Annotated in this window: 19 protein-coding genes, 2 pseudogenes and 1 riboswitch; of the genes and pseudogenes, 13 read left to right on the top strand and 8 right to left on the bottom strand. The window is 70.8% G+C overall.

Features of this window, described 5'->3' with window-relative positions:
* Positions 1–421: 421 nt before the first annotated feature.
* Positions 422–964, bottom strand: coding sequence for a hypothetical protein (locus tag J7E89_RS23930; protein ID WP_214976443.1), 543 nt, complete (start codon positions 962–964; stop codon positions 422–424).
* Positions 965–1,228: 264 nt separating this feature from the next.
* On the opposite strand from J7E89_RS23930, the gene fmt reads away from it, so the two are divergent.
* Together fmt and J7E89_RS23920 are read left to right on the top strand one after the other, a co-directional pair.
* On the top strand, positions 1,229–2,179 hold the full coding sequence (fmt, locus tag J7E89_RS23925) for a methionyl-tRNA formyltransferase (protein WP_214976442.1): 951 nt from the start codon (positions 1,229–1,231) through the stop codon (positions 2,177–2,179).
* A gap of 37 nt (positions 2,180–2,216) precedes the next feature.
* Positions 2,217–3,677 (top strand): RsmB/NOP family class I SAM-dependent RNA methyltransferase, encoded by a 1,461-nt coding sequence (locus J7E89_RS23920; RefSeq protein ID WP_214976441.1) that lies wholly within the window; start codon positions 2,217–2,219, stop codon positions 3,675–3,677.
* Positions 3,678–4,010: 333 nt separating this feature from the next.
* Here J7E89_RS23920 and J7E89_RS23910 read toward each other — a convergent pair whose 3' ends face one another.
* Entirely contained in the window at positions 4,011–4,406 is a 396-nt protein-coding gene (locus tag J7E89_RS23910) for a RidA family protein (protein ID WP_214976446.1), read from the bottom strand.
* A 34-nt stretch (positions 4,407–4,440) separates the two neighbouring features.
* Here J7E89_RS23910 and J7E89_RS23905 point away from each other — a divergent pair.
* A pseudogene (locus tag J7E89_RS23905) lies at positions 4,441–4,851 on the top strand (helix-turn-helix transcriptional regulator); the annotation flags it as partial.
* A gap of 228 nt (positions 4,852–5,079) precedes the next feature.
* On the opposite strand, the gene J7E89_RS23900 reads toward J7E89_RS23905, so the two are convergent.
* Positions 5,080–7,239, bottom strand: a complete 2,160-nt coding sequence (locus J7E89_RS23900; protein WP_214976440.1) for an MMPL family transporter — start codon at positions 7,237–7,239, stop codon at positions 5,080–5,082.
* A 146-nt stretch (positions 7,240–7,385) separates the two neighbouring features.
* Between J7E89_RS23900 and rpe the strand changes: the two genes are divergently transcribed.
* From rpe to J7E89_RS23880, 4 genes are all read left to right on the top strand, one after another.
* Positions 7,386–8,072 carry a ribulose-phosphate 3-epimerase gene (gene rpe, locus J7E89_RS23895; RefSeq protein ID WP_214976439.1) on the top strand — a complete coding sequence of 229 codons (687 nt, stop codon included), beginning with the start codon at positions 7,386–7,388 and terminating at the stop codon, positions 8,070–8,072.
* A gap of 79 nt (positions 8,073–8,151) precedes the next feature.
* Positions 8,152–9,234: a sugar-binding transcriptional regulator gene (locus J7E89_RS23890; protein WP_214976438.1), complete on the top strand. Its 1,083-nt coding sequence runs from the start codon at positions 8,152–8,154 to the stop codon at positions 9,232–9,234.
* A 188-nt stretch (positions 9,235–9,422) separates the two neighbouring features.
* Complete coding sequence (locus tag J7E89_RS23885; RefSeq protein WP_214976437.1) at positions 9,423–10,865, top strand: GuaB1 family IMP dehydrogenase-related protein; 1,443 nt, start codon at positions 9,423–9,425, stop codon at positions 10,863–10,865.
* Between the two features lie 116 nt (positions 10,866–10,981).
* Positions 10,982–11,182, top strand: a complete 201-nt coding sequence (locus J7E89_RS23880; RefSeq protein WP_214976436.1) for a DUF2191 domain-containing protein — start codon at positions 10,982–10,984, stop codon at positions 11,180–11,182.
* A 55-nt stretch (positions 11,183–11,237) separates the two neighbouring features.
* Here the strand turns inward: J7E89_RS23880 and J7E89_RS23875 are convergent, their stop codons facing one another.
* Entirely contained in the window at positions 11,238–12,299 is a 1,062-nt protein-coding gene (locus J7E89_RS23875; RefSeq protein WP_214976435.1) for a GDSL-type esterase/lipase family protein, read from the bottom strand.
* Positions 12,300–12,599: 300 nt separating this feature from the next.
* Between J7E89_RS23875 and J7E89_RS23870 the strand changes: the two genes are divergently transcribed.
* The 4 genes from J7E89_RS23870 (at position 12,600) to J7E89_RS23855 (ending at position 17,549) form a co-directional block, all read left to right on the top strand.
* The gene (locus J7E89_RS23870; protein WP_251061000.1) at positions 12,600–14,081 is read left to right on the top strand and encodes an amino acid permease; all 1,482 of its coding nucleotides are present in this window, start codon (positions 12,600–12,602) and stop codon (positions 14,079–14,081) included.
* A 10-nt stretch (positions 14,082–14,091) separates the two neighbouring features.
* A complete protein-coding gene (locus J7E89_RS23865) occupies positions 14,092–14,547 on the top strand; it encodes an Lrp/AsnC family transcriptional regulator (protein ID WP_214976433.1) in 456 nt (151 codons plus the stop codon).
* Positions 14,548–14,978: 431 nt separating this feature from the next.
* Positions 14,979–15,794, top strand: coding sequence for a carbon-nitrogen hydrolase family protein (locus J7E89_RS23860; protein WP_214976432.1), 816 nt, complete (start codon positions 14,979–14,981; stop codon positions 15,792–15,794).
* A gap of 63 nt (positions 15,795–15,857) precedes the next feature.
* Positions 15,858–17,549 carry an NAD(P)/FAD-dependent oxidoreductase gene (locus J7E89_RS23855; protein ID WP_214976431.1) on the top strand — a complete coding sequence of 564 codons (1,692 nt, stop codon included), beginning with the start codon at positions 15,858–15,860 and terminating at the stop codon, positions 17,547–17,549.
* Between the two features lie 83 nt (positions 17,550–17,632).
* Here J7E89_RS23855 and J7E89_RS23850 read toward each other — a convergent pair.
* Both J7E89_RS23850 and J7E89_RS23845 read right to left on the bottom strand, forming a co-directional pair.
* Positions 17,633–19,179 (bottom strand): annotated as a pseudogene (locus tag J7E89_RS23850) (substrate-binding domain-containing protein).
* A gap of 153 nt (positions 19,180–19,332) precedes the next feature.
* Positions 19,333–20,046 (bottom strand): DUF5995 family protein, encoded by a 714-nt coding sequence (locus J7E89_RS23845; protein ID WP_214976429.1) that lies wholly within the window; start codon positions 20,044–20,046, stop codon positions 19,333–19,335.
* A 120-nt stretch (positions 20,047–20,166) separates the two neighbouring features.
* Between J7E89_RS23845 and J7E89_RS23840 the strand changes: the two genes are divergently transcribed.
* A complete protein-coding gene (locus J7E89_RS23840) occupies positions 20,167–21,393 on the top strand; it encodes a glycoside hydrolase family 6 protein (RefSeq protein WP_308315583.1) in 1,227 nt (408 codons plus the stop codon).
* A 182-nt stretch (positions 21,394–21,575) separates the two neighbouring features.
* On the opposite strand, the gene J7E89_RS23835 is transcribed toward J7E89_RS23840, so the two are convergent.
* Positions 21,576–22,793, bottom strand: a complete 1,218-nt coding sequence (locus J7E89_RS23835) for an MFS transporter (protein ID WP_214976428.1) — start codon at positions 22,791–22,793, stop codon at positions 21,576–21,578.
* Positions 22,794–22,903: 110 nt separating this feature from the next.
* On the opposite strand from J7E89_RS23835, the gene J7E89_RS23830 reads away from it, so the two are divergent.
* The gene (locus J7E89_RS23830) at positions 22,904–24,076 is read left to right on the top strand and encodes an ROK family transcriptional regulator (RefSeq protein ID WP_214976427.1); all 1,173 of its coding nucleotides are present in this window, start codon (positions 22,904–22,906) and stop codon (positions 24,074–24,076) included.
* Between the two features lie 62 nt (positions 24,077–24,138).
* On the opposite strand, the gene J7E89_RS23825 is transcribed toward J7E89_RS23830, so the two are convergent.
* On the bottom strand, positions 24,139–26,469 hold the full coding sequence (locus tag J7E89_RS23825; protein WP_214976426.1) for a chitinase C-terminal domain-containing protein: 2,331 nt from the start codon (positions 26,467–26,469) through the stop codon (positions 24,139–24,141).
* Positions 26,470–26,655: 186 nt separating this feature from the next.
* Positions 26,656–26,786: riboswitch (FMN riboswitch) on the top strand.
* The last annotated feature ends 77 nt before the right edge of the window (positions 26,787–26,863 follow it).

Here is a 26,863-nt window from a genome sequence, read left to right as displayed (position 1 = left end):
GCGGGGTGCAGGTCCTGCGGAGCTGTTCCCCGACCCGCCCCTTCCCGAACTGGGGCTCCGCCCCAGACCCCGGTCCTCAAACGCCGGACGGGCTGAAGGCGCCGCACGAGCAGAGCTCACCCGCGCCGCGTGACGCCGACACCGACTGTTGAGCGCTTGCGCCTGTCGGGCAAGCCGCCCTGTCGGGCAAGCCGCCCTGTCGGGCAAGCCGCCCCTGCGGGGCTTGGCCTCCGGCGGGGAAGGTCGGCGCTGGCGGGCTGAGTCGGCTCGGTGCTGGTGGAAATCAAGCCTGTCCGGCGATTGAGGACACCGCCCGTAGGGCGTTCCGGGGGCTGTGGGGGGGCGTGCCTAGTTTCGGAAGGGGCTCGGCCGTCCCGTTGGGTTCTGCGGGGTGGCGGGACGGCCGGGGAGGGAGGGAGGGTCAGCCGTTGCGGGGGCCCGGGAAGGCGTTCGGGCGGATCTCCTCGCGCAGGGAGTGGGTGGCGGCCGTCGGCTGCGGGGGCATGGACCGGGCGGCGGGCACGGACGACACCGGCGATGGGGGAGGAAGAGTGCGGGTGGCGGTTGCCGTCTCGACCGGGAGTTCGGCCTCGGCGGCCGCACCGTTCTGCGTCGCCGCCCGCCGCGCGCCGTAACGGCGGTGCACCGCCTGCTTGGTCACTCCGAGCGCCGAGCCGACCGCGTCCCAGGAGAAGCCGAGCGAACGGTCGAAGTCCACGGCGGCGGTCACCAGCGTCTCGACGCTGTCCCGCAGCTCCTGCGCGAGGCGGACGGTCGGCGCCGGGGCCCGGCCGTAGACGACGAAGCCCGTGGAAGGTCCGGAGCGACGCGGGCGGTAGACGTTGCCGAGCTGGGCGGTGAGGGTCCGCAGGGCGTCCACCTGCCGGCGGACCCGCTCGATGTCCCGTACCAACAGATGCAGGCTGGCCCGTGCTTGGGCGTCGTGGGTTGCGTGGTCGGCCATGAACAAGCCTCTCGAACCGGCGTGAAATAAGGGGCGGAAGAAGGGAAGGGAGCCGCGTGTGCGGGCCGTATTGGTCAATCTCTCTTGACCAACGCGTCACCCGGCACCGGGGTCACGCTGCTGGGGGCGTATGCGCATACGCGCGGGGCGCGCGGACGTGCGTACGCCCCCTGGAGCCATGGCCCTTCGAGGCCCATAGACTGGTGCGCCTCTTGCCCGCCGCACCACGTTCCGCCCTTCCTGCCCGAGAGGCCCGCGCCACCGATGAAGCTCGTCTTCGCAGGCACCCCCGAGGTCGCCGTACCCGCCCTGGACGCCCTGATCGCCTCCGGCCGGCATGAAGTTGCCGCCGTCGTCACCCGGCCCGACGCCCCCGCCGGACGTGGCCGCCGGCTCGTCGCCAGCCCCGCCGCCGCGCGGGCGGAAGAGGCCGGGATCGAGGTGCTCAAGCCGGTCAGTCCGCGCGACGAGGACTTCCTCGCGCGGCTGCGCGAGATCGCGCCGGACTGCTGCCCCGTCGTCGCGTACGGCGCGCTGCTGCCCAAGACCGCGCTCGACATCCCGGCCAAGGGATGGGTCAATCTGCACTTCTCCCTGCTGCCGGCCTGGCGCGGCGCCGCCCCCGTCCAGCACGCGATCCTCGCGGGCGACGAGGTCACGGGTGCCTCGACATTCCTGATCGAGGAAGGGCTCGACTCCGGGCCGGTGTACGGAGTGGTGACTGAGGAAGTACGGCCCACCGACACCAGTGGCGACCTCCTCACCCGGCTCGCCTTCGCCGGCTCCGGGCTGCTCGCCGCCACTATGGACGGCATCGAGGACGGCACGCTGCACGCCGTACCGCAGCCCACCGAGGGCATCACGCTCGCGCCCAAGATCAGCGTCGAGGACGCGCAGGTCGACTGGACGGCTCCCGCACTGCGCGTCGACCGTGTCGTGCGCGGCTGCACGCCCGCCCCCGGCGCCTGGACGCTGTTCCGCGGGGAGCGGCTCAAGCTGGTCGCCGTGAAGCCGCTGCCGGAGCGGGTGGACCTGGGCCTGGCTCCCGGCGAGCTGTCCGCAGGGAAGAAGAATGTGTACGCCGGGACGGGATCGCATCCCGTCGAGCTCCTCTGGGTGCAGCCGCAGGGCAAGAAGCCGATGCTCGCGGCCGACTGGGCGCGCGGCGTGCGGATCGCCCCGGGCGAACACCTGGGCGCGGCGGACGTACGCTGAGAGGGTTCGTCCCCCTCTCCAGCGGAGCACCTTTTTCGTGAGTGACCAGCCAAGCAGCAGTGCAGCCAAGCGTCCCGCCAAGCGTCCGGCCAAGCCGCACCGGCGCCCACAGAAGGACCCGGTCCGCTTCCTCGCGTTCGAGGCGCTGCGCGCCGTCGACGAGCGCGACGCGTACGCGAACCTCGTCCTGCCACCGCTGCTCAAGAAGGCCCGCGCCAAGGGCAACTTCGACGAGCGCGACGCGGCGCTCGCGACCGAGCTGGTGTACGGGACGCTGCGCCGCCAGGGCACGTACGACGCGGTCATCAGGGCCTGCATCGACCGGCCGCTGCGCGAGGTGGACCCGCCGGTGCTCGACGTACTGGCGCTCGGCGCGCACCAGCTGCTCGGCACCCGCATCCCCACGCACGCCGCCGTCTCCGCGAGCGTGGAGCTGGCGCGCGTGGTGCTCGGCGAGGGCCGCGCGAAGTTCGTCAACGCTGTGCTGCGGAAGATTTCGAAGCAGGATCTGGACGCCTGGGTGGAGCAGGTCGCTCCGCCGTACGACGACGACGCCGAGGAGCACCTGTCCGTCGTCCACTCGCACCCCCGCTGGATCGTCTCCGCGCTCTGGGACGCGCTGGGCGGCGGCCGGGCCGGTATCGAGGACCTGCTGGAGGCCGACAACGAGCGGCCCGAGGTGACGCTCGTCGCCCGCCCCGGCCGCTCCACCGCCGATGAGCTCCTGGACGTACTGGGTGAGGACTCCGGGCTGCCGGGCCGCTGGTCTCCGTACGCCGTACGGCTGGCCGAGGGCGGCGAGCCGGGGGCCATCGGCGCCGTGCACGAGGGCCGCGCCGGCGTTCAGGACGAGGGCAGCCAGCTGGTCGCCATCGCCCTGGCCAACGCGCCCGTCGACGGGCGGGACGAGCGCTGGCTGGACGGCTGCGCCGGGCCCGGCGGCAAGGCGGCCATGCTGGCCGGACTCGCCGCTCAGCGCGGCGCCGCGCTGCTGGCCGCCGAAAAGCAGCCGCACCGGGCGCGTCTTGTCGAGCGGGCGCTGGTGGGTAATCCCGGCCCGTACCAGGTCATCGCCGCCGACGGCCTGAACCCGCCGTGGCTCCCGGGCTCGTTCGACCGCGTGCTGATGGACGTCCCGTGCTCGGGGCTCGGCGCGCTGCGCCGCCGCCCGGAGGCGCGCTGGCGCCGCCGCCCCGAGGACCTGGAGGGGTTCGCTCCGCTCCAGCGTGGGCTGCTGAGGGAGGCGCTGAACGCTGTGCGGGTGGGCGGCGTCGTGGGGTACGCGACCTGCTCGCCGCATCTCGCCGAGACCCGGATCGTCGTCGACGACGTGCTGAAGGGACGTGGTGGGCACGCGCCGGTCGAGGTCGAGTGGATCGACGCCAGGCCGCTGATGCCCGGAGTTCCCGCGCTGGGCGACGGTCCCGACGTACAGCTGTGGCCGCACATGCACGGCACGGACGCGATGTACCTGGCCCTGCTGCGGCGGACCGCGTAGGGCGTGCCAGCGCTCTAGGCAGGTGCGGCAGCACGTCGCGGTGGCGTGCTGCGCGACGAACACGGGATGCCCGCGGTAGGGCATCTGACGGCCGTCGTTGCGCGGTTCGGCCGGGGTCAGCCGCTGCGCACGAATCGCTGGGCGATCAACGAGCGGTGGCAAGCCTCTGGGTCGCGCTCGACACAGAACAGCGCTGCGACCCCACCACTCGACAGCGCCGACACGACCGGCGTGAGGTCGGCGCTGTCGAGTATCTCGGCACCAGAAATCACCCATCTGCCTGCTACTCGTGCCGGTTCAACCGGCACCGGTAGCAGAGGTGGCGAGGTCGCATCACGCGACGGCGGTCCCCTCAAGCTCGACCATCTGGCCGGGGATCGCCAGCCGCGTCACCCCGAGCATCGTGGTGGTCGGCGCCACCGCGGCGGCGCCCAACCGCGCCGCCAGCACGCCGTAGTGCTGGAAAAGCAGATCGACGTCGGTCGTGTAGACGTTGAGCCGGACGAGGTTCGCGAGAGACATGCCGGCCTCGCCAAGCACGGCCTCCAGGTTGTCGATGCTCAGCGCCAACTGCGCCGCCATGTCACCGTCATGCTGGGGCTTGCCGTCGCCGCTCATCGCGGTCTGCCCCGAGATGTACAGGGTCCGGGTGTGCCCAGAGACGAGCTCACCCTGGTTAAATCCCATCTCCACCGACCACGTCACCGGGTTGACCGCCGTTCGTTCCATTGCCACGTCAGCTCTCAGCTCCATTCGATTCATCTACTTGCTGGCCACGAGATCTGGCGCGGACCGCACCTACCGGCTGTCGCGGGTGTTGGCCGCCGAGGAACTCCCCGAAACGGCACAGCGACCAAACCAGGTCGATCTGGACCGGATCTGGCAGGAACGCAGCACGCAGTTTCGGAGCGGCGGCGGCCAAGTCACCGTGCTGGTACGGGTGAACCTGGCGCGGCGGGAGGATCTGGTGGGCACCGCGCTGGCCGTCCGCGCCGAAGAAGCCGACGCAGACGGCTGGCTGCGGCTGGAGGTGACCTTCCAAGATTCGAGACACGCCGAATGGGCGCTGTGGCAGCTCGCCACGAGCGCGGAGGCCCTGGCCCCGCAGTGGCTGCGCAACTCCCTGCGCGACCGCGCCGCCGCGATCGCCACCTGCTACGGAGTGTCATCCTGAGACTGGCGCTCCCCCATGACCCGGACCTTCGGATGCACGTCCTCCATCACACGCTGAGCGGCGAACTCACCGACGGCCATTGACCTTCACGCTCTCCCCGGGCCGGCTGCCGGAGGGAAATGAGGAAATGGCCACGCTCCCGAGACAGGAACGTGGCCACGGGCGTGAGACACCGCGACAACGCGCAGGCCACGGCCGTAACTGGGGCTCCGGCCCAGACCCCGATCCTCAAACGCCGGACGGGCTGGGGGCGTTCTCCTGGGACAGGCGGTGGGGCCACCAGACCTTTGGGCCGGCGTCCAGGAACAGTGCCGTCACCAGTACGGACCGTACGACGAAGGTGTCCAGCAGCACGCCCAGCGCGACTGCGAATCCGATCTCCGCGAACGCCACCATCGGCAACGTGCCCAGGGCGGCGAACGTGCCCGCGAGGACCAGGCCGGCCGAGGTGATGACCCCTCCGGTCGCGGCCAGGCCGGTCACTACGCCCGGTCTGGTGCCCTGGCGGCGGGCCTCTTCGCGGATCCGGGTGGACAGGAAGATGTTGTAGTCGATGCCCAGGGCCACCAGGAAGACGAAGACGAACAGCGGGAAGTCGGTCGACTCGCCCGCGTAGTCGAAGACGTACCGGAAGGCGAGGGCGCTCAGACCCAGGGCGGCGGCGAACGACAGCACAACCGTCGCGATCAGCAGCAGTGGGGCGACGAGTGCGCGCAGCAGCACCATGAGCACCAACAGCACCACGGCCAGCACCAGCGGGATGATCAGGATGTTGTCGTGGGTGGTGGCCTCGTCCATGTCGAGCAGCGTCGCCGTGCCGCCGCCCACCCGGGCATCGGCGTCCGGGACCGCGTGCACCGCGTCCCGTACCCGCTCCACCGTGTCCTTGGCGGCCGCGCTGTCGCTGCGGTCCGTCATCGTCGCCTCGATCAGCACCCGGCCGTCGTGCACGGGCTTCGTACCGGGCGGTACGGCGATGGACTGCGGTACGACCCCACTCGTCCGCGCCACCGTCTCGCCGACCTGCCTGGCCTGCCCGGCATTGGTCACGATCACCAGCGGATCGCCGCTGCCCGCCGGGAAGTATCTGGCCTGGACCTCCTGCCCGGTGATCGAGTCGGGCTTTCCCGTGAAGGCGTCCGCGTTGCTGATGCCCTCCGCCCGCAACTGCGTCAGGCCCAGGGCGAAGACGGCGAGGACGACGGCCGTGGCGGCCCAGATGGCACGTGGACGGCGGGCGATGCGGTGTCCCGTACGGGCCCAGAAGCCTCGCTCCGTCGGCTCGGGCGAGCCGAAGTGCGGGATCGCGGGCCAGAAGATCCAGCGGCCGAAGATCACCAGGAGGGCGGGGAAGAGCGTGAGCATGGCCAGCAGAGCGACCGTGACGCCGATGGCGGCGACGGGGCCGAGCCCGCTGGTGGAGTTCATCTCCGCGAACGCCAGCACCAGCATCCCGAGCACCACGGTCGCGCCGCTGGCCAGCACCGCGGGGCCCGCGCGGTGCAGCGCCAGCGCCATCGCCTCGTGCCGGTCCTCGTGGTGACGCAGCTCCTCGCGGTAGCGGGCGACCAGCAGCAGGGCATAGTCCGTCCCCGCGCCGAAGACCAGGACCGTGAGGATGCCCGCGCTCTGTCCGTTGACCGTCAGGTCGGCGTGCTCCGCCAGGAGGTAGATGAGCGCCTGCGAGGCGGACAGGGCGCCTACCACCGCGATCACCGGGATCACCAGCAGCGTCGGACTGCGGTACGTGAGCAGCAGCATCACGATCACCACACCGAGCGCCGAGAGCAGCAGCGTGGAGTCGATGCCCTCGAAGGCCTCGGAGAAGTCGGCCGCGGTACCGCCCGGCCCGGTGACGTGGACCGCGAGCCCGGGTTCGCCGGTGCCGGTCTGCGCGCGCAGGGAATCGACGGCGGGCGCGATCCGCTCCCAGCCCTTCTCGTCCATCGTGATCGGTACGAAGACCTGCGCGGCCCGCGGGTCGTCCAGCCGGTCGAGGACGGGGCCGCGGGTCTCGTCGCCGCGTACCCCGTGGTCCCGCAGTTCCTTGAAGGCGGCGACGTCGTCGGCGATGCGCGCGCGGTCGGCGGACGTGAGGCCACTGTCGCGTGCGTACACGACGATTGCAGGGGTGACCTCGGGCCGGAACTCCTCGGATTCCTGGAGGACTTGGGTGGACTCGGCCTTGCCGGGGAGCCAGGAGGACGCCTGGTTGTCCTGGGCATCGGTGAGCTTCGACGCCAGCGGGAAGGCCAGCATCATCACCACCAGCCACAGCGCCACCACGGCCCACTTGCTGCGCCGCCCGCAGACCAGCCGGGCCACGCCTTCGCGCGACGGCCGTCGAGACGGCCGTCGGGGCTCCTGTCGCTCTTTCGCGTCCGGCATGAGGCTCCCAAATGCCTTCCGCGGCGCGCCGAATCATCAGGATTGCGCGGACTGTACTGATCCCGGACTGATCCCGGGCGCCTCTGGTCCGTACCGAGGGGCCTACCGAGGACAGGAAGAGCCTCGGAACATGGCAGGCTTGGCCCATGGCTGTTCAGATCAATCCCAGTATCCTCTCCGCAGACTTCTCCCGCCTGGCGGAGGAGGCGAAGGCCGTCGAAGGCGCCGACTGGCTCCACGTCGACGTGATGGACAACCACTTCGTGCCCAACCTGACGCTGGGCGTACCGATCGTGGAATCTCTCAGCCGGGCGACGGACATCCCCCTCGACTGCCACCTGATGATCGAGGACGCCGATCGCTGGGCCCCGCAGTACGTCGAGGCGGGCGCCGGATCGGTCACCTTCCACGCCGAGGCGTGCGCCGCCCCCGTCCGGACGGCGCGCGAGATCCGCGCCAAGGGCGCCCGCGCCTCCATGGCGCTGAAGCCGGCCACGCCCATCGAGCCGTACGAGGACCTGCTCCCCGAGCTCGACATGCTGCTGATCATGACGGTGGAGCCGGGCTTCGGCGGCCAGGCGTTCCTCGACATTATGCTGCCGAAGATCCGCCGTACCCGGGAGCTGATCTCCAAGCACGGCCTGGAGCTGTGGCTGCAGGTCGACGGCGGCGTATCGGCGTCGACGATCGAGCGCTGCGCCGAGGCGGGCGCGGATGTCTTCGTCGCCGGCTCCGCCGTGTACGGGACGGACGACCCGGCCGCCGCGGTGCGCATGCTGCGCAGCCAGGCGACCGAGGCCACCGCCGCCGCCGGCTGGGCATGCGGCCACTGAGCCACGGCTCGGTGAACGCCGCCCTTCGGGGCTGATCAAGGTCTCGGTGATCTGACAGGATGAACAGCGAGCCCAGAGTGTGAACAACGGTGAGGAGAACGCGGTGTCTGCAATGTCGGCGGGCCGGTCAGCCCTGCGGATGGGACCCGCAGAGCTGGTCCAGGCGGCGGCCATGGCCCGCCGCTTCTACCTGGAGGGCAAGTCCAAGATCCAGATCGCCGAGGAGTTCGGCGTCAGCCGCTTCAAGGTGGCCAGGGTCCTGGAGACCGCCCTTGAGCGCGATCTCGTACGCATCGAGATCAGGGTGCCCGCCGAGCTGGACGCGGAGCGCTCCGACGCGCTGCGTGCCCGCTACGGCCTGCGGCACGCGGTCGTCGTCGAATCCCCGGCCGACGCCACCGAGGACGCCCTGCCCGGCTCTCCCGGCTTCGCCGGCAGCGCGCCCACCGACCCGGAGAACCTGGGCGAGGTCGCTGCCGACCTCCTCGGCGAACTGGTGAACGAGGGCGATGTGCTGGGCCTGGCCTGGGGCCGGTCCACCATCCACATGGCTGCTGCTCTGCATCAGCTGCCGCCTTGCACGGTCGTACAGCTGACGGGTGTGTACGACGCCGGGACGGCGGAGCGCGGCTCGGTCGAGGCCGTACGCCGCGCCGCTCAGGTGTCCGGCGGTGAGGCGCACCCGATCTACGCGCCGATGCTGCTGCCCGACCCGGCCACCGCTGCGGCGCTGCGCAACCAGACCGGCATCGCGCGCGCCTTCGAGTACTTCGACAAGGTGACCGTCGCGGCCGTCTCCATCGGCTCGTGGGAGCCGGGCATCTCCACCGTCCACGACATGCTCTCCGACGAGGAGCGCGCGCACTACGCCTCGCTGGGTGTCGCCGCCGAGATGTCCGCGCACCTCTTCGACGCGCAGGGCCGCCGGGTCGGACGCGACCTGGGCGAGCGGTGCATCACCGTCGAGGCGGACCGGTTGCGGCGCATCCCCGAGGTGGTGGCCATCGCGGGCGGGCTGCGCAAGGCGTCCGCCATCGACGCCGTACTCAGATCGGGCCTGGTCACCAGCCTGGTCACGGACACGGCGGCGGCCGACTTCCTGCTGAGCGAGACGGGTACGGCGCCGCGGCCGGCCCTGGACCGGGCGGACCCCGACGACTGAGCCGACGGAGCCGACTCTGCCGGCTGAGCGCGAGGCGTCTTTTGGAGGATTCGACGAGCGCACCCGCCGTGGCCTGGATGTTCGGCCCGGAGGGTGTATAGGCATGGTCGTGGGACACTGAAGTACGTGCGTTTTTCCCCGGCTGAAATGCCCGGGGGCCAACTCCGAACGACTGGGATGTTCAGCACGTGCGTTTCCTCAACGATCTGAAGCCGCCGTACGACCTCACGTACGACGACGTATTCATGGTGCCGAGCCGCTCGGCCGTTGGTTCCCGCCAGGGCGTGGACCTCGCGGCCCCCGACGGCACCGGCACCACCATCCCGCTGGTCGTCGCGAACATGACCGCGATCGCCGGCCGCCGGATGGCCGAGACCGTGGCCCGGCGCGGCGGGCTCGTCGTCATTCCGCAGGACATCCCGATCGACGTCGTCACCGAGGTCGTTTCGTGGGTCAAGTCGCGCCACCTGGTGCTCGACACCCCGATCATCCTGGCCCCCTCGCAGACCGTCGCCGACGCGCTGTCGCTGCTGCCCAAGCGCGCGCACAACGCCGGCGTCGTCGTGGACGCGGACCGCCGTCCCATCGGCGTCGTCACCGACCACGACCTGACGGGTGTCGACCGCTTCACGCAGCTCTCCGAGGTCATGACCCGTGACCTGGTCCTGCTGGACGCCGACATCGACCCGCGCGAGGCCTTCAACCGGCTTGACGCCGTCAACCACAAGTACGCCCCCGCCGTGGACAAGGACGGCCGTCTCGCCGGTGTCCTGACCCGCAAGGGCGCCCTGCGCGCGACCCTCTACACACCCGCCACGGACGCGGACGGCAAGCTGCGTATAGCGGCCGCCGTCGGCATCAACGGCGACGTCGCGGGCAAGGCCAAGCAGCTCCTCGACGCCGGTGTGGACACGCTCGTCGTGGACACCGCGCACGGTCACCAGGAGTCGATGATCGCCGCGGTCAAGGCCGTGCGCGGCCTCGACCCGCAGGTCCCGATCGTCGCGGGCAACATCGTCGCCGCCGAGGGCGTGCGTGACCTCATCGAGGCCGGCGCGGACATCATCAAGGTCGGTGTGGGCCCCGGCGCCATGTGCACCACCCGCATGATGACCGGCGTGGGCCGCCCGCAGTTCTCGGCGGTGATGGAGTGCGCGGCCGAGGCGAAGAAGTTCGGCAAGCACGTCTGGGCGGACGGCGGCGTCCGTCACCCGCGCGACGTCGCGATGGCGCTTGCCGCGGGCGCGTCCAACGTCATGGTCGGCTCCTGGTTCGCCGGTACGTACGAGTCGCCCGGCGACCTCCAGTACTCGGCGGACGGCCGGGCGTACAAGGAGTCGTTCGGCATGGCCTCCGCCCGCGCCGTACGCAACCGTACGAGCGAGGAGTCGGCGTACGACCGCGCACGAAAGGCGCTGTTCGAGGAGGGCATTTCCACCTCACGCATGTTCCTCGACCAGGCCCGTCCGGGCGTCGAGGACCTGATCGACTCGATCATCGCGGGCGTCCGCTCCTCGTGCACGTACGCCGGCGCGAGCTCGCTGGAGGAGTTCGCCGAGAAGGCGATCGTCGGTGTCCAGAGCGCGGCCGGTTACGCCGAGGGCAAGGCGCTGCACGCCAGCTGGAGCTGACGCTCCGGGCAGTTTCCGTCCTCACTCCACGGCCGGTTCCCGCTTCTGCGGGGACCGGCCGCGGTGTTGGGCCGTGCCCGGCTGGAGTCCCCGGTACGACGCGACGAGGGGGAGCCGTGGCCAAGATCAGCATTAGTCTCGATGCCGAGCTGGTGGTGGAAGTGATGGTCCTGGCCGGGGTGGGTTCGCCCCAGGACGCCATCGAGGCAGTCGTCCGCGACTACATCGCTCGTGGCCATCGCACGGAGTCGCGCACAGGGCCCAGGGAGCGGATCCTGCGGGACGCCGAGGCGGCGCCGCCGGAGCCGCAGGGCTGAACACAGGAGCCGCAGGACTGGGCCCCGGCCCGGACCTCCTTCCAGTACGCCCTTCCTAAGGCAAGTCCAGGAAGCGGGCCTCCCGCACGGCGGAGGCGACCGCGTCCGCCATCAGGGCGTGGCCCGCGTCGTTCGGGTGCAGGCCGTCCGCCAGGTCTTCCGGGCCGAGGATCCCCAGGCCCGGCAGCAGGGCGAGGCGGTCGTCGCCGGCGGCGATGCCGGCCCGGACGGCCTCCTCCAGGGCGGTGCGAAGGGCGCCGAGGGTGGCGCCCAGGGCGTTGGGGGTCCGCTCCGCCTCGGGGCGCAGGACGGGCGAGAGGACGAGCATCGGCGTGTCCGGATGGCCCTGGCGCACCAGGTCGATGAAAGCCCGCACCGTCTCGTACAACAGGGGCGCCGAGAAGGGCGTGCGGGACCAGCAGTTGGTGCCGAAGGCCAGGGTCAGGAGGTCGGCGGGCAGGCCCGCGATCTGCTGGGCGACGGCGAGTTCGCCGCGGCCGGCACCGGCGTGGCCGAGGTTCACGGCGTCCAGGCCGAGCGTCCGGCCGGCCGCGGCGGGCCAGGCGTGGGCGGGGCGGGTGGACCACCAGCCCTCGGTGATGGAGTCGCCGTGCACCAGCCAGCGGGGCTGCCGCGGGGCAGGGGCGAGGGAACCGCCGACCGGACGCAGACCGAGGATCTCGGGGCACTGGCTCTCCGGCGGGTGGACCGTGAACCGGCCCCGGCGCCCCGGCACGCCGATCCGTACGACCGTCTCCCGCTGCGGAGCCGCGGTGACCTCCTCCACGAGCGCGCCGCCGTGCCACAGCGCGAACGTGTGCGCGAGGTCGCGCAGGGCGTCTCCGGGGCCTGGCAGGGCCGCGCGGTAGCGGATGTCGAGTGCGGTGGTGCCGCGCGAGGTGAACTCCAGGCGTACGCCGACGGGGACGGCGCAGCGCTCCGCGATGTCCCACGGCAGCCGGTCCAGGTCGCCGGGGTCGGCGCGCACGGGGCGACCGCCGTCGCGCCAGGCGACGCCGCGCAGGAAGGGCCCGGGGTCCAGCCATCCCGCCGGGTCGGTGGCCTCGTCTGCGTGATCCCCCCGGTCTGCCCGGTCTGCCCGGTCCCTGGTCGTCATGATCGCCTCCGGTCGGCGGTTGCGGTCGCGGCGTGCGCGTAACGGACAAAACGGATATCGAAAGGTGAGGCGCAACAAAGAGTCATCTGTCGCGGTTGTGCGCAATGATCGTCCGTCGATACGCAAGGTTGCTGCATTACGTATGCGAACGCACACCTCGTAGGCTTCGCGCTGTACGTGGAGTGGCGGGGACCGCCTGCTCGGCGGTTCCCGAGCTCCGGGGTGTTTCAAGTCACCCCCGGAGCGGACCGCTGCGGTCGCCGCCTTCCCGATCGGCAGCGATAAGGAGCCACCCCAGTGTTGGACGCAGCGGCACCCGTCACTCCCCAACCGGAATCTGAGCGTCCGCAGCTCAGTAGCCGGCTGATGCGGCGCAAGCCCGTCGAACAGCTCGTCGCCGAGGGCGGCCAGGGCGAGGGCGGCGCACTCAAGCGCTCGCTCACCATGTGGCAGCTGACCATGCTCAGCATCGGCGCGACCCTCGGCACCGGCATCTTCGTCGTGCTCGGCGAGGCCACCCCGATCGCCGGCCCCGCCGTCTGGATCGCCTTCATAGTCGCGGGCCTGACCGCCCTGTTCTCCGCTCTCTCCTACGCGGAGCTGGCCGGATCCATCCCGGTCTCCGGCTCCTCGTACTCGTACTCCTACGCCACCATGGGCGAGCTTGTCGCCTGGATCTGCGGCTGGTGTCTGATTCTTGAGTACGGCGTCTCCGTCGCGGCCGTCGCCGTCGGCTGGGGCCAGTACCTCAACGAGCTGCTCGACGGAACCATTGGGCTCACCATCCCCGAGGCATTCTCCGCGCCGATGGGCGAGGGCGGATACATCAACCTTCCCGCGCTCGTCGTGGTGCTGCTCTGCATGGTCTTCCTGGTCCGGGGCGCCAAGGAAAGCGCCCGGGTGAACTCGATCATGGTTGGCGTCAAGATCGTGACGCTGGTGCTGTTCATCGTGATCGGCTTCATGGGCATCAAGGCCGGCAACTACACCCCGCTCGCCCCGCTCGGCGTCACCGCCATCAGCTCCGCCGCGTCCCTGCTCTTCTTCTCGTACATCGGCTTCGACGCGGCCTCCACCGCGGGCGAGGAAGCGAAGAACCCGAAGCGGGACCTGCCGCGCGCGATCATGCTGTCCCTGCTGATCGTCACGGTGCTGTACTGCCTCGTCGCGTTCGTCGCCGTCGGCGCCATGCCGTGGCAGGACTTCGAGGGCACCGAAGCCGCTCTCGCCCAGATCATGGAGGACGTCACCGGGCACAGCTTCTGGAGCGTCGTCCTCGCGGCGGGTGCGGTCGTCGCCATCGCGAGCGTCGTCTTCGCCGTGCTCTACGGCCAGACCCGCATCCTGTTCGCGATGTCCCGCGACGGGCTCATCCCCAAGGTCTTCGCCAAGGTCGACAAGAAGACCGGCACCCCGCGTATCAACACGATCATCGTCTGCGTCTTCTGCGGAGTGCTGGCCGCCAGCATCCCGCTGGGTCAGCTCGCCAATGCCACCAGCATCGGCACGCTCTTCGCCTTCGCCCTGGTTAACGTGGCCGTCGTGATCCTGCGCTACAAGCGCCCCGACATGAACCGCACCTTCAAGGTGGCGCTGTTCCCGGTCACCCCCATCCTCGGCTTCCTCTTCTGCGGTTACCTGATGATGGAGCTGCCCGGCGTCACCTGGGCGGTCTTCGGCGCCTGGATGGTGGGCGGACTCGTGATCTACTTCCTGTACGGCATGCGCCGCTCCAGCCTGGCCACCCCTGAGGCCGCCGTAGAGGCCACGACAGAGAAGTGATCCACCGCCCGTGCGACTGAACGATCTCGACGAACGCATCGTCCACGCCCTCGCTGAGGATGCCCGCCGCTCCTACGCGGACATCGGTTCCGAGGTCGGCCTCTCCGCCCCCGCCGTCAAACGGCGGGTGGACCGGCTGCGCGCCGAGGGAGCGATCACCGGGTTCACCGTACGGGTGGACCCGGCGGCGCTCGGCTGGGAGACCGAGGGCTTCATCGAGATGTACTGCCGCCACAACACGTCCCCCGATGACATCCGGCGTGGCTTGTCGCGGTACCCGGAGGTGGTGTCCGCGTCGACCGTCACCGGTGACGCGGACGCCGTCGTCCAGATCTTCGCTTCTGATATGCGGCACTTCGAGCGGGTGCTGGAGCGGATCGCGGGGGAGCCGTTCGTGGAGCGCACGAAGTCGGTGCTGGTGCTGTCGCCGTTGCTCAGGCGCTTCTCGTCGGGCGCGCCGGCGTAGGAGATTCGCCTGCGGCGGGCCTTCCCCGACCCGCCCCTTCCCGGCTGTGACATTTTGCGGCTCCGCCGCGTGGGGCCGCTGCCCCAGACCCCGGTCCTCAAACGCCGGACGGGCTGGATAGTGCCGCTGAGCGGGAATGTTCCCGCTCAGCGGGCAAATCCAGCCCGTCGGCGTTTGAGGACACGCCCGTAGGGCGTCCGGGGGCTGGGGGCTTGCCCCCCGTTCGGGAAGGGGCGGGTAGGAAAAAGGCCCCGCAGGGCCGTACCGCCCCGGACCCACCGGCGTACGCGCAATGAATCGCCGCCCCCCGCGCAAACTGCGCAACGGATCGACGGTCGGTCCGCAACGGTCGCGCCTTGTCCCGGTGCGAGCGCGGAACGTACCGTCATTACGTCTCCCCGAACACCCTCCCCATCTGCCCGAGGTCAGCCATGCCGCCGTTGCGCACCGCACTGCTCCAGAGCTCCGGCCGTCCCGGCGACGTCGACGCGAACCTCAAGGTTCTCGACGAGGCCGCGGGCCGTGCGGCGGCCGCCGGTGCCGGGCTGCTGGTCTGCCCGGAGATGTTCCTCACCGGCTACGCCATCGGGGCCGACGTACACCGGCTGGCCGAGCCCGCCGACGGAGAGGCCGCCGACGCCGTCGCGGACATCGCCGTACGCCATGGACTCGCCGTCCACTACGGCTACCCGGAGCGCGACGGGGAGGACGGGGATGTCGTGTACAACTCGGCCCAGCTCATCGGGCCCGACGGCACGCGGCTCGCGAACTACCGCAAGACCCACCTCTTCGGCGGCTTCGAGCAGGAGTGGTTCACCCCGGGCGAGGACACGGTCGTACAGGCGGAGCTCGGCGGGCTGACCGTCGGCCTCATGATCTGTTACGACGTCGAATTCCCGGAGAACGTCCGCGCCCACGCGCTCGCGGGCACCGACCTGCTGCTGGTGCCTACCGCACAGATGCACCCGTTCCAGTTCGTTGCCGAGTCCGTCGTGCCGGTGCGGGCCTTCGAGAACCAGATGTACGTCGCCTACGTCAACCGGACCGGGCCCGAAGGCGACTTCGAGTTCGTCGGGCTCAGCTGCCTGGCCGGTCCCGACGGGGCCTCGCGCGCCCGTGCGGGCCGCGGTGAGGAGCTGGTGTTCGGCGACGCCGACCCCGAGTTCCTGCGGGCCTCGCGCGAGAACAACCCGTACCTGCTCGACCGCCGCCCCGGGCTTTACGCGTCCCTGGTGTCCCTGGTCTGACGCGCCCCCAAGCCTCGCCCCTTTTCTTTCTGCTTTCCGCTGCATTGCAAGGAGTCCGACCCCATGACGTCCACGGTGCCCACCGCCGTCCAGCACACCGACGCGCAGCCGCCGATCACCATGTTCGGGCCGGACTTCCCTTACGCGTACGACGACTTCCTCGCGCACCCGGCCGGCCTCGGCCAGATACCGGCGACCGAGCACGGCACCGAGGTCGCGGTCATCGGCGGCGGGCTCTCGGGCATCATCGCGGCGTACGAGCTCATGAAGATGGGCCTCAAGCCCGTCGTGTACGAGGCCGACCAGATCGGCGGCCGGCTGCGTACCGTCGGCTTCGAGGGCTGCGACGAGTCGCTGACCGCCGAGATGGGCGCGATGCGCTTCCCTCCGTCGTCCACCGCGCTCCAGCACTACATCGACCTGGTGGGGCTGGAGACGAAGGCGTTCCCCAACCCGCTGGCCCCCGAGACCCCGTCGACCGTCGTCGACCTCAAGGGCGAGTCGCACTACGCCGTGACCGTCGACGACCTGCCGCAGGTCTACCGCGACGTGATGAACGCCTGGAACGCCTGCCTCGAAGAGGGCGCCGACTTCACCGACATGAACCAGGCCATGCGGGAGCGCGACGTACCGCGCATCCGTGAGATCTGGGCGCAGCTCGTCGAGAAGCTGGACAACCAGACCTTCTACGGCTTCCTCTGCGAGTCGGAGGCCTTCAAGTCCTTCCGGCACCGCGAGATCTTCGGCCAGGTCGGGTTCGGGACCGGTGGCTGGGACACCGACTTCCCGAACTCGATTCTTGAGATCCTGCGCGTCGTCTACACCGAGGCGGACGACCACCACCGGGGCATCGTCGGCGGCAGCCAGCAGCTCCCCGTCCGGCTCTGGGAGCGCGAGCCGCAGAAGCTCGTGCACTGGCCGCTCGGTACGTCGCTGAAGTCGCTCCACGAGGGCGAGCCGAAGCCCGCCGTGACGCGCCTGCACCGCACGGCCGGCAACCGGATCACCGTCACCGACGCCTCCGGCGACATCCGGACGTACCCGGTGGCGATCTTCACCGCGCAGTCCTGGATGCTGCTCTCCAAGATCACGTGCGACGACTCGCTGTTCCCCATCGACCACTGGACGGCGATGGAGCGTACTCACTACATGGAGTCGTCCAAGCTGTTCGTGCCCGTGGACCGGCCGTTCTGGCTGGACAAGGACGAGGAGACCGGCCGGGACGTCATGTCGATGACGCTGACCGACCGGATGACGCGCGGTACGTACCTGCTGGACGACGGTCCGGACAAGCCGGCCACCATCTGCCTCTCGTACACCTGGTGCGACGACAGCCTCAAGTGGCTGCCGCTGTCCGCGAACGAGCGGATGGAGGTCATGCTGAAGTCCCTCGGCGAGATCTACCCGAAGGTCGACATCCGCCGTCACATCATCGGCAACCCGGTGACGGTGTCGTGGGAGAACGAGCCGTACTTCATGGGCGCCTTCAAGGCGAACCTGCCCGGCCACTACCGCTACCAGCGCCGCCTGTTCACCCACTTCATGCAGGACAGCCTCCCCGAGGACAAGCGCGGCATCTTCCTCGCGGGCGACGACATCTCCTGGACGGCCGGGTGGGCCGAAGGCGCCGTACAGACCGCGCTGAACGCGGTGTGGGGCGTCATGCACCACTTCGGCGGTACGACCGACCCGACGAACCCGGGCCCCGGCGACCTCTACGACGAGATCGCCCCGGTCGAGCTGCCGGAGGACTGAGCGGCTCCCAGAAACGTGCCGCTCGGGGCCGGCCGCGATCCGGCCGGCCCCGGGCGGTCATCAAACCCGCCCTGCTGTCCGGTTCACCCTCCGGCGCAGGGCTTCGCCGCTTCCGGGGCGGCGCACGGCAGGTGGCCGTGGGTGCGGATGATGTCCTGGCCACTGCCGCGCGTCAGGTAGACGAGGAAGCTGGAGACCAGGGAGTCGGCGGGCGGGCTGCCGTACGTGTAGGCGTACTCGATCTCGTGGTACGGGTAGCCGCTGGTCCCGATCTTCTCGATGCTCGGCTCCCGGCCGTCCAGTCGCAGGCGGTGCAGGCCTTCGGGGGCGGTGCCGGATGAGCGCAGCTCGCTGTAGCCGAGAGCGCCGGGGACCGAGGCGACCTTGGCCAGGACCTGCTCGGTGGAGTCGAGTTCGCAGCGGATGACACCGGCCCGCGCGTCGTCCCGCCCGTCGTCCCGGTCGACGCAGTCCTGCGAGGAGTTGGCGGGCTCGCCCCTGCCCAGCACTCTGCGCTGGAAGACCTGCCGGGTCCCGGAGTTGGCATCCCGGCTGATCAGGCGGACCGGCAGGTCGGGGCCGTCGAGTTCCTTCCAATTGCGGATGCCGCCGGCGTACAGCCGCCGTACCTGCGCGGTCGTCAGCCCCTTGAGCGGCACTTGGTCATTCAGCACGAGCGCGAAAGCGGACACGGCGACCCGGCTCTCGCGCAACTGGGGATAGCCGTTGGGCTTGGGACCGTCGGAGAGGGCGATCAGCGGGGGCGATCCGTCCTCGGCAGCGCTGCCCGCCTCGTCGAGACTGCGGATTCCGGCGGTGCTGCCGTGCGTGTCCACGGTGACCTTCGAACCGGGGCATTCCTCCTGGTACTTCTCGGCCAGTTCCTCGGCGACCGGTGTGAAGGCCGTGGATCCGGTGACGGTCAGCTCCCCGGTTGCGCACCCCATGGGCGGTGGGCCGGGGTTGTCACGTACGACGGTGAGGGTGGCCAGGGCTATGACGCAGACGGCGAGCGCGAAAGTGATGGCGCGGGCCGGTCTCCTGAAGAGCGGTGGCTTGTCGTCCGGGGTGGTGCTCTCGTTGGGCACCACGTCGCCGTCCTGAATGCCGCCGGTCACCCGGACCGTACTGCCGACGCCGCCTCCGCCGAGCAGCACGAGGAGTTTGTAGTGCTGGCCCCGGTTGAGCGGAACCTTCGGCAGGTGGACCCGGTTCAGGTGGTGGCGCATACCGGCGGCGGGAGTGAAGTGCGCCATGAGGTGCGCGTGTTCGGGTTGGGCTGGGTGACCGCTACGCCGCGGACGGTGCGGTCGGTGAAGTGCACGGTGAGGCCGTGGGTGTCGGGTCCGGTGTAGTCGGTGGCGGAGATGCCCTGCGCGCCGTCGTTCTCGATACGGAGCAGGACGAGGGTGGCGTTGGACATGTCGGGGGAGTCGTCGAACAGGCCGAGCCGCACGGTGTCGTGGCCGTTGCGCGCGTCGCCGCCTATTGGCGTGTCCATCTGCACGCGGTAGCCGATCCGCTTGCGGCGGGGGACCCGGCGCTCGTACCAGAAGGGGCCGACGGCGGCGGCCACACCGACCACGGCGGTGAGCAGCGCCACCACGTTCTCGGGATTCAGCCACTTCACGTGTTGTCCTCGCCCAGCCGGCCGGTGCGCGCTTGTTCGTGCGCTTGTGCGGGTCAGGGTAGGGCGAGGCGTGGGGAGGAAGCGCGGCCTCGGGCGGTCCGACGGACGCTGTTCACCGGGGATTCACCGGTGCCGCGCCGTCGGGCCCGGGGATCAGTCGCCGCCGGGCAGGGGGGTCAGCAGCATTCGGCCGACCAGTCCCACCCCGGCGTCCAGCCGCTCCGTGAACTCCTCGGTCAGTTCGGGCAGTTCGCGCAGTCGCCACAGGAGGCGGGCGGCGGACCAGGTGGCGTCGCGGGCCCGCTCCAGGCTCCACGAGCCGAGCAGATGCGTCAGCGGATCGGCGATCTCCAGCAGGTCGGGCCCCGGCATCAGCTCCTCGCGGATACGCTCCTCCAGCGCCACCAGCGTGTCGCCCACCCGGTCGAAGTCCCCCTCCAGATCGGCCGGCCGGCAGTCGAGCGCGTGGCAGGTGTCGACCACGGCCAGCGCCAGGTCGTGCCCGATGTGTGCGTTGATCCCGGCGAGCGCGAACTGCAGCGGTCGTACGCCCGGATGGCGCCGGTACTGCAGCAGCGGCCGCCAGCAGGCGGGCTCCCGCCGGCCCGCGGACGAGGCGTCGACGGCGGCCAGGTAGCGCTCGGCGAAGAGCACGTCGAGGGTGGCGGCAGTGCGGGCGTCGGGGAACAGGCCGCCGTCGATACGCCGGTCGATCTCCTCGGTGACCGCCAGATAGACCCGGTTGAAGACCGCGAGCCCGTCCGACGGCGGCCAGTCGCAGCGGAAGGAACGCATCCGCGCCACAACAGTGTCGACCGAGGTCCGGGAGCGGTCCGTCTGAGCTGGGAAGTGCTCGATCTGCGCCATACGGGCAGCGTCGCAGCCCTAGGCTTTTCACCGGGTGCCGTAGGCCCGGGCTTCCCCACAACGGGGGAACGAACCGGGTCGCGGGCGCCGGGGGATGGGCCATCTGGGGGGAGTGCCAAGGTGCCAGGCTTACGTGCGCAGCGCCGGATCGAGCGCGCCGAGCGGCGGCGCGCCAAGCGCCGCATCGCCATGGCCGTCGCGGCTTCGGCGGTCGTCGCCGTCGGTACGGTGACGGGTGTGATGTCCGCGGTGGCGGGCGAGGGGGACCACCGGAACACCGCAAGGCCCGAGACGACCAGAACGCCGGCTCCGGGGCCGCTGCCCGCGCGGCCGAGCCCTTCGGTGACACCTTCGGTGAAGGCGTCGGCGTCGGCTTCGCCGCCGGCCGCGGCGTCGTCTTCGAAGTCGGCGGAGTTCTCGACGCCTTCGCCGGCGGAGCCCACGAAGACGCACGCGTCCCGGCCACGGGCCTCACCACCTCCCGGCGCCGCCCTCTACCGGCACCCCGAGTCCCAGGTGCTCGACTGGGTCAGGGCCAACCGCGACGACCCCAGGCATCCGCTCATCAAGTCCCGGATAGCCGACCAGCCCGCCGCCGTCTGGTTCGCGGCGTACAACCCGGGCGCCGTCACCGCGCAGGTCAGGTCCGTGACTTCGGCCGCGGCGGGGGCGGGACGGGTCCCGGTTCTGGTGCCCTACGCGATACCCGACCGGGACTGCGGAGGCGCGTCCCAGGGCGGTGCGCCGGACCTCGGGGCGTACGACGACTGGATCGGCGACTTCGCGGCGGGGCTCGGCAGCGGCGAGGTGATCGTCATCCTGGAGCCCGACTCGATCGCGCTCTCCGACTGCCTCTCGGCGGGTGAGCGGGAGGCGCGGTTCGCCTCACTCGCACGCGCGGGTCGCACCCTGCACGCCGCAAACCCCAGGGCCAAGGTCTACTTCGACGCGGGCCACTCCGGGTGGCACTCCGCCGAGAAGCAGGCTGCCGCTCTGCGCGCGGCGGGTGCCAGGTCGAGCAGCGACGGCATCTTCACCAACGTCTCCAACTTCCACCGCACCACCGACGAGGCCGCCTACGCCCGGCGCGTGCTCGCCGCGCTCGGTGGCCCCGCAGGCCTCGGCGCGGTCATCGACACCAGTAGGAACGGCAACGGCCCGCCGGCCGCCGGGCAGTGGTGCGACCCGGCGGGCCGGGCCCTCGGCCGGTCACCGACGACGCGGACCGGTGAGGCGAGGGTCGACGCCTACCTGTGGATCAAGCTGCCGGGGGAGTCCGACGGCTGCAAGGGGGCGGCGGGTTCGTTCACACCTGACTACGCCTACCAGCTCGCGAAGGGCGACTGAAGACCGCAGGGGCGTCGGCCCGCGCCAACGGCGGGACGGAGTCCTGCGGAGTTGTTCCCCGCCCCGCCCCCTCCCGACCTAGGGCAAACCCCCAGGCCCCCGGGACGCCCTTCGGGCGTGTCCTCAAACGCCGGACGGGCTAAATTCGGCCGACCTCCAGAAGCCCCGCGGGGCGCGCGGCCCTACTCCTTCGTCACCGCTGCCCGGGCGAGCGCGTCGCTTCCGCCGGCTACCGGGACGCGGCCCGCGCCGCGCAGCACCCCCGCCCCCACCACCAGGCCGAACGCCAGCACCGTCACCACCCCGAACGACGCCACCAGCGACGTCGCGTCGGCCACCGCGCCGATCGCCGAGGGGGCGATCAGACCGGACGTGTACGTGATCGTCGCGACGCCCGCGATCGCCTGGCTCGGGTTCGGCCCACTGCGCCCCGCCGCCGCGAAGGCCAGCGGAACGACCACCGCGATGCCGAGCCCGATCAGTGCGAAGCCGGTCATCGCGAGCGCCGGATGGGGCGCCGCGACGACCAGTACGCCGCCGGCCGTCGCCGCGACCCCGCCCACCCGGACCGTACGTACCGGACCGAACCGGTCGACCACCCGGTCCCCGGCCAGCCGCGCCACCGCCATCGTCAGCGCGAACGCCGTGGTGGACGCGGCGGCGACGCCCGCCGACGTGTCGAGAACGTCCCGGAGATAGACCGCCGACCAGTCCAGGCTCGCGCCCTCGGCGAAGACCGCGCAGAACCCGATCGCGCCGATCACCAGCGCCGACTTCGGCGGCAGCGCGAACCGCGGCGGGGCCTGGGCCTCCGGCGCGCTGCGCAGGTCGAGGACGCCCTGGCAGGCGACCAGCCCGAGCGCCGTCAGCGCGGCCGCCGCCAGCGCGTGGTGCAGCCGCGCGTCACTGCCCAGGTGCGCGGCGACCGTACCCGCCGCCGAGCCGATCAACGCGCCCGCACTCCACATGCCGTGCAGCCCGGACATGATCGACTTGTCGAGCCGGTTCTCGACCTCGACACCGAGCGCGTTCATCGCCACGTCCGACATGCCCGCCGTCGCGCCGTACACGAAGAGCGCGCCGCACAGCGTCAGCAGATTCGGCGCCAGGGCGGGCAGCGTCAGTGCGAGCGTCCACAGCACCAGTAGCCCGCGCAGCGCGCCCCGCGCCCCGAACCGGTGGCTGATCGCGCCGGCCAGCGGCATCGCCACCGAGGCGCCGATCGCCGGGAAGGCCAGGGCCAGGCCGAGCTGGCCCGCGCTGACGCCCGTGTGGTCCGCGATCCACGGGATACGGGTCGCAAAGCTGCCAGTGACGGCGCCGTGCACGCAGAAGACAGCGGCCACGGCGTACCGCGCCCGCTTCAACTGCCCCTGGCTGAAGACCATTTCGTCCGGCATCCGTCGCACCCTCCCCGTTCGTCCATCACTTCCAGCCTGCCGGAGAAAACTATCAGGAACCCTGCCTGATAATAGAAGGATCACATCTGAAATCTGAGAGGATCCGTGGCATGCCCGCATCACCGAGCACCGCCCGGGCCATCAACGACCGATCCGCCCTGAAGCTGCTCCAGGACGAGGGCCCGTTGACGGCAGGACAGCTGAAAACGCTGACCGGACTCTCCCGCCCCTCCGTCGCCGACCTCGTCGAACGGCTCCAGGGCGCGGGCCTGATCACCGTGGTGGGCGAGACCGGTGCGCAGCGCCGCGGCCCCAATGCCCGGCTGTACGGGATCGTCGCCGACCGCGCGCACCTCGCCGCGCTCGACGTACGTACCCAGGGCGTCTCCGTCGTCGTGGCCGACCTGCTCGGCACGACCCTCGCTGAGGCGACGCTGCCGATCGACGGCGACGCGACCGGCACCGGGCCCGCCGTGGAGCAGGCGGTGGCCCTCCTGGAACGCACCGCCCGCGACGCCGGCGCGCGGCGCCTGCACAGCGTCGGGATCGGCGCGCCCGGCCTGATCGACCCGGCCACCGGGGAACTCCGCAACACCACCGGGCTCCCCGCCTGGCACCGCAGGCTGGTCGCCGCCCTTCAGGAACGGCTGCCTGCCACCGTGCTCGTCGAGAACGAGACCAACCTCGCCGCCGTCGCGGAACAGCGGCTCGGCGCGGCCCGGGACCGCGACACCTTCGTACTGCTCTGGCTGGGCCACGGCGTCGGCGCGGCCCTCGTGCTCGACGGCAAGCTGCGCCGCGGGGCGTCGGGTGGCGCGGGCGAGATCGGGTTCCTGCCGGTGCCGGGGACGGTGGGGTTGCCGTCGGCGACGGACTGCGGGGGAGGGTTCCACTCGCTGGTCGGCGGCGCCGCGATCGGTGAACTCGCCGCGCGGCACGGCATCACGACGGCCGGGGACACTTCCGCCGCTGCCGGGGTACGGGCGGCCCTCGCGGCGGGACGGCGCGGCGAGCCCTTCCTGGACGCGCTCGCGACGCACCTGGCCGTCGGCGCGGCGGCCGTCACCGCCGTCCTCGACCCCGGCTGCGTCGTCCTGGGCGGTGCGAGTGGCCACGCGGGCGGCGCGGCGCTCGCGGCCCGGGTCGCCGACCGGCTGGCCGCCATGTCACCGCTGCGCACGGAGGTGCGGTCAGGGGAACTGGGCGACGCGGCGGTACTCCAGGGCGCGCTGCTCGCGGCGCGGGACGCGGCTCAGGACGACGTATTCGCGCATCGGAGCTGAGAAGTATGGACCCGGCGGCGGGAAGGGCCGGTCTCCGCCGCCGGGCGTTAACTGGGGGCGGGTCAGCAGGCGCCGAGGTCCTGCCAGACACCCCACTCACCGGTAGTACCCGGCTCTTCCCCCTTGGTCCACCACTTGGACTTCCAGTGGTGTGACGTGTGGGAGACGGTTGTGCCGCCGCCGTACGCGGACGAAGCGCTCCACTCGGGAGCCGCACACGGCCCGCCCGGGGTCGGTGTGGGGCTCGGGTCCGGCCCGGGCCCCGGAGCCGTCCCCGGGTCCACCACCGTCGTACCGCGCGCCAAGTCCCCTGCCAGCGCGTACGACTGGCCGCCGAAGGTCACCGTCCAGTTGGACGGGGTCGACGTCGGCAGGTAGTAGACGAAGTCCAGCTCGACCGAGGCGCCGGGCGCCAGCGTCTGCCAGGCCGGCAGGCTCAGGGAGACGCGGTTGTAGTCGCCCTTGAGGCCGCCGATGTTGTTGGCGGCGGTGTGGTCGCTGCGCACGATCTTCGTGTTGAAGCCGGACTGGTCCTTGGCGTTGGCGGGCGCGGAGGTCGCGTAGTCGAACTGGAACTCCGTACCGCCGGGAAGCGTCGCCTTCGAGTTGTTCGTGATCTTCAGCTTGGGGCTGATGGGATAGTTGGAGTCGCCGAGCGGGAACTGCCCGAAGTCCACGCCGATGTCGAGCGCCTTCGCCGGCAGGCCGATCGTGGACCGCTTCGCGCCGTACGGCGACGCCGACTTGAACTTCTCGTACATCGCCGCCGTCAGCGAGTCACCGATCTCGTACTGGCCCTTGGCCGCGTTCCAGTCGTAGTCGCCCGCGAGCTCCCAGATCATCGTGCCGCCGATGCCCTTGTCGACCACATAGTCGGCCTTGGCGTTGACCGACTGTTCGTCCTCCGTCGACAGGAAGACCTTCTTCTCCGCGTTCCACAGCCACGGCGCGACGAGCGTCGAGTCGTACTTGCGCGCGTACGTGCCGGTCAGCTTCGTGTCGGCGGGGAAGCCGTACTGCGTGACGTAGTCCCCGACGACGCCCTTCTCCAGGTTCTTCGCGTGCCACATCGGGTTGGAACCGGCCGGGGACTCCTTGCCCGCCGTGTCCTTGTCGTGCCACAGGTTGTCGATGCCCGACGCACCGTCGCCGCACTTGGTCAGCCCCGCGCCGGCCGGGCAGTTCGTCGAGGGCGCCCTGCCCCACAGCCCGTCCGTACCGCCCTGCACGTTCTTGTGCCCGCGGGTGTAATACGGCAGACCGATATTGATGCGGCCGGCCGGCATCGAGCCGCGGAAGTAGTGATACGCCCAGTCCGTGTTCAGATAACCGACCCCGCCGTACTGCGCGGTGGAATACACACCCGCGGCCGCCAGTTCGGCGTCCTTGCCGTCGTCGAAGAGGGAGGCGTTGGGACCGACGTATTCGTTCCAGGCGCCGTGGAGGTCGTACGACATGATGTTGACGTAATCCAGGTACTTCTGGACCTGGAACGTCTCCATACCGCGCAGCAGATATCCGGACGAAGGCGCGGCCACCGTCAGCAGGTAGTGCTTCCCGTCGGCCGCGCCCGCCCGGTCGAGCCTCTCGCGCAGTGACTTCATCAGCGCCGCGTAGCCCTTGACCAGCCCGGCGCGGCGAGCGTTCGAGTACGAGAAGTCCAGCGGATTGCCCGCGTCCTTCATCGTCGTCGGGTACTCGTAGTCGATGTCGACGCCGTTGAAGCCGTACTTCTTGATGAACGCGACCGTCGAATCCGCGAACGTGTCGATACCGGCCTGATTGACCGAGCCGTCCGCGTTCGTCGCCATCGAGTAGAAGCCACCGGAATTCACCCGGTCGCCGTTGTCGGCGAAGTACCCGCCGGTCTCGGCCCAACCGCCCACCGAGACAAGCGTCTTGACGTCTGGGTGCTGCTTCTTGAATTTGCTCAGCAGATTGAAGTGACCCTTGTAGCTGTACGCCGGGTCCATTTCCGCACCGGCCACGCCCGGCCAGGTCATCCCGGTCGCGGCGTTCTTCTCGCCGTCGGCGCCGACCGAGATCTTGTTGTCGCTCCCGATGTGCGCGAAGGCGTAGTTGAGGTGGGTGACCTTGTCCCACGGGATGTCGGAGGCGAGATACGCGGGCTCGCCGTTCTTGCCCGTACGCCAGCCGGTGAAGTAGCCGATGACGCGGCGCTGGTGGTCGGCGCCCATCTTCTCGCGGCCCTCGGTGTCATAGGCGGCGCAGTACGGGACGTCCACGCCCGGGGTCTTGTACAGCCCGTCGGGGCGGCAGGACTCGTGGTCGGCGGCGTGCGAGACGCCGCCGGCGAGTGAGCTGAGCAGGAGTCCGGCGACGGCGGCGCCGGCGGCGAGCAGGGAGGATCTCGCTCGGGTGGGGGACAGCACGATCTGTTCCTCCTGGGGAGGGTCGGCCTGGCGCAGCGAACGATGGGTGATCGTCTTGTGGCGCAGACGTTAAGAGGACTAGACCAGGGCGTCAATAGGTATGGACCAATCTCCTGTGAGCCGGGCCACAGGAGATCGTGTGCATGGCACTCGGCCGGGCGTGGCACACTGACCGTGTACCAGCAGCAGCGCACTCCGGGGTCGGTGTAATTCCGAACCGGCGGTTATAGTCCGCGACCCGGTCACCTCCAGTGGCCGGTTGAACAGGTGAAATTCCTGTACCGACGGTGAAAGTCCGGATGGGAGGCAGTGCGCGGCGGGCCGTCACAGGTCATGGGTACGCCGCTGTCGGCGGTTCGGCTCGTCCGTTCAAGGGCGAACCCTCTTTTCCGGC

Origin of the sequence: Streptomyces sp. ISL-100 (assembly GCF_018614615.1) — a bacterium.
GTDB lineage: Bacteria > Actinomycetota > Actinomycetes > Streptomycetales > Streptomycetaceae > Streptomyces.
Note: the sequence above shows the minus strand (reverse complement) of the source record. Positions and strands in the feature narration are given on the sequence as shown.

Excerpts from the sequence above, each read along its gene's own strand:
- J7E89_RS23930 (WP_214976443.1), bottom strand. The coding sequence starts at position 964 with ATGGCCGACCACGCAACCCACGACGCCCAAGCACGGGCCAGCCTGCAT.
- fmt (WP_214976442.1), top strand. The coding sequence starts at position 1,229 with ATGAAGCTCGTCTTCGCAGGCACCCCCGAGGTCGCCGTACCCGCCCTG.
- J7E89_RS23910 (WP_214976446.1), bottom strand. The coding sequence starts at position 4,406 with ATGGAACGAACGGCGGTCAACCCGGTGACGTGGTCGGTGGAGATGGGA.
- J7E89_RS23900 (WP_214976440.1), bottom strand. The coding sequence starts at position 7,239 with ATGCCGGACGCGAAAGAGCGACAGGAGCCCCGACGGCCGTCTCGACGG.
- rpe (WP_214976439.1), top strand. The coding sequence starts at position 7,386 with ATGGCTGTTCAGATCAATCCCAGTATCCTCTCCGCAGACTTCTCCCGC.
- J7E89_RS23875 (WP_214976435.1), bottom strand. The coding sequence starts at position 12,299 with ATGACGACCAGGGACCGGGCAGACCGGGCAGACCGGGGGGATCACGCA.
- J7E89_RS23860 (WP_214976432.1), top strand. The coding sequence starts at position 14,979 with ATGCCGCCGTTGCGCACCGCACTGCTCCAGAGCTCCGGCCGTCCCGGC.
- J7E89_RS23855 (WP_214976431.1), top strand. The coding sequence starts at position 15,858 with ATGACGTCCACGGTGCCCACCGCCGTCCAGCACACCGACGCGCAGCCG.
- J7E89_RS23845 (WP_214976429.1), bottom strand. The coding sequence starts at position 20,046 with ATGGCGCAGATCGAGCACTTCCCAGCTCAGACGGACCGCTCCCGGACC.
- J7E89_RS23835 (WP_214976428.1), bottom strand. The coding sequence starts at position 22,793 with ATGCCGGACGAAATGGTCTTCAGCCAGGGGCAGTTGAAGCGGGCGCGG.
- J7E89_RS23830 (WP_214976427.1), top strand. The coding sequence starts at position 22,904 with ATGCCCGCATCACCGAGCACCGCCCGGGCCATCAACGACCGATCCGCC.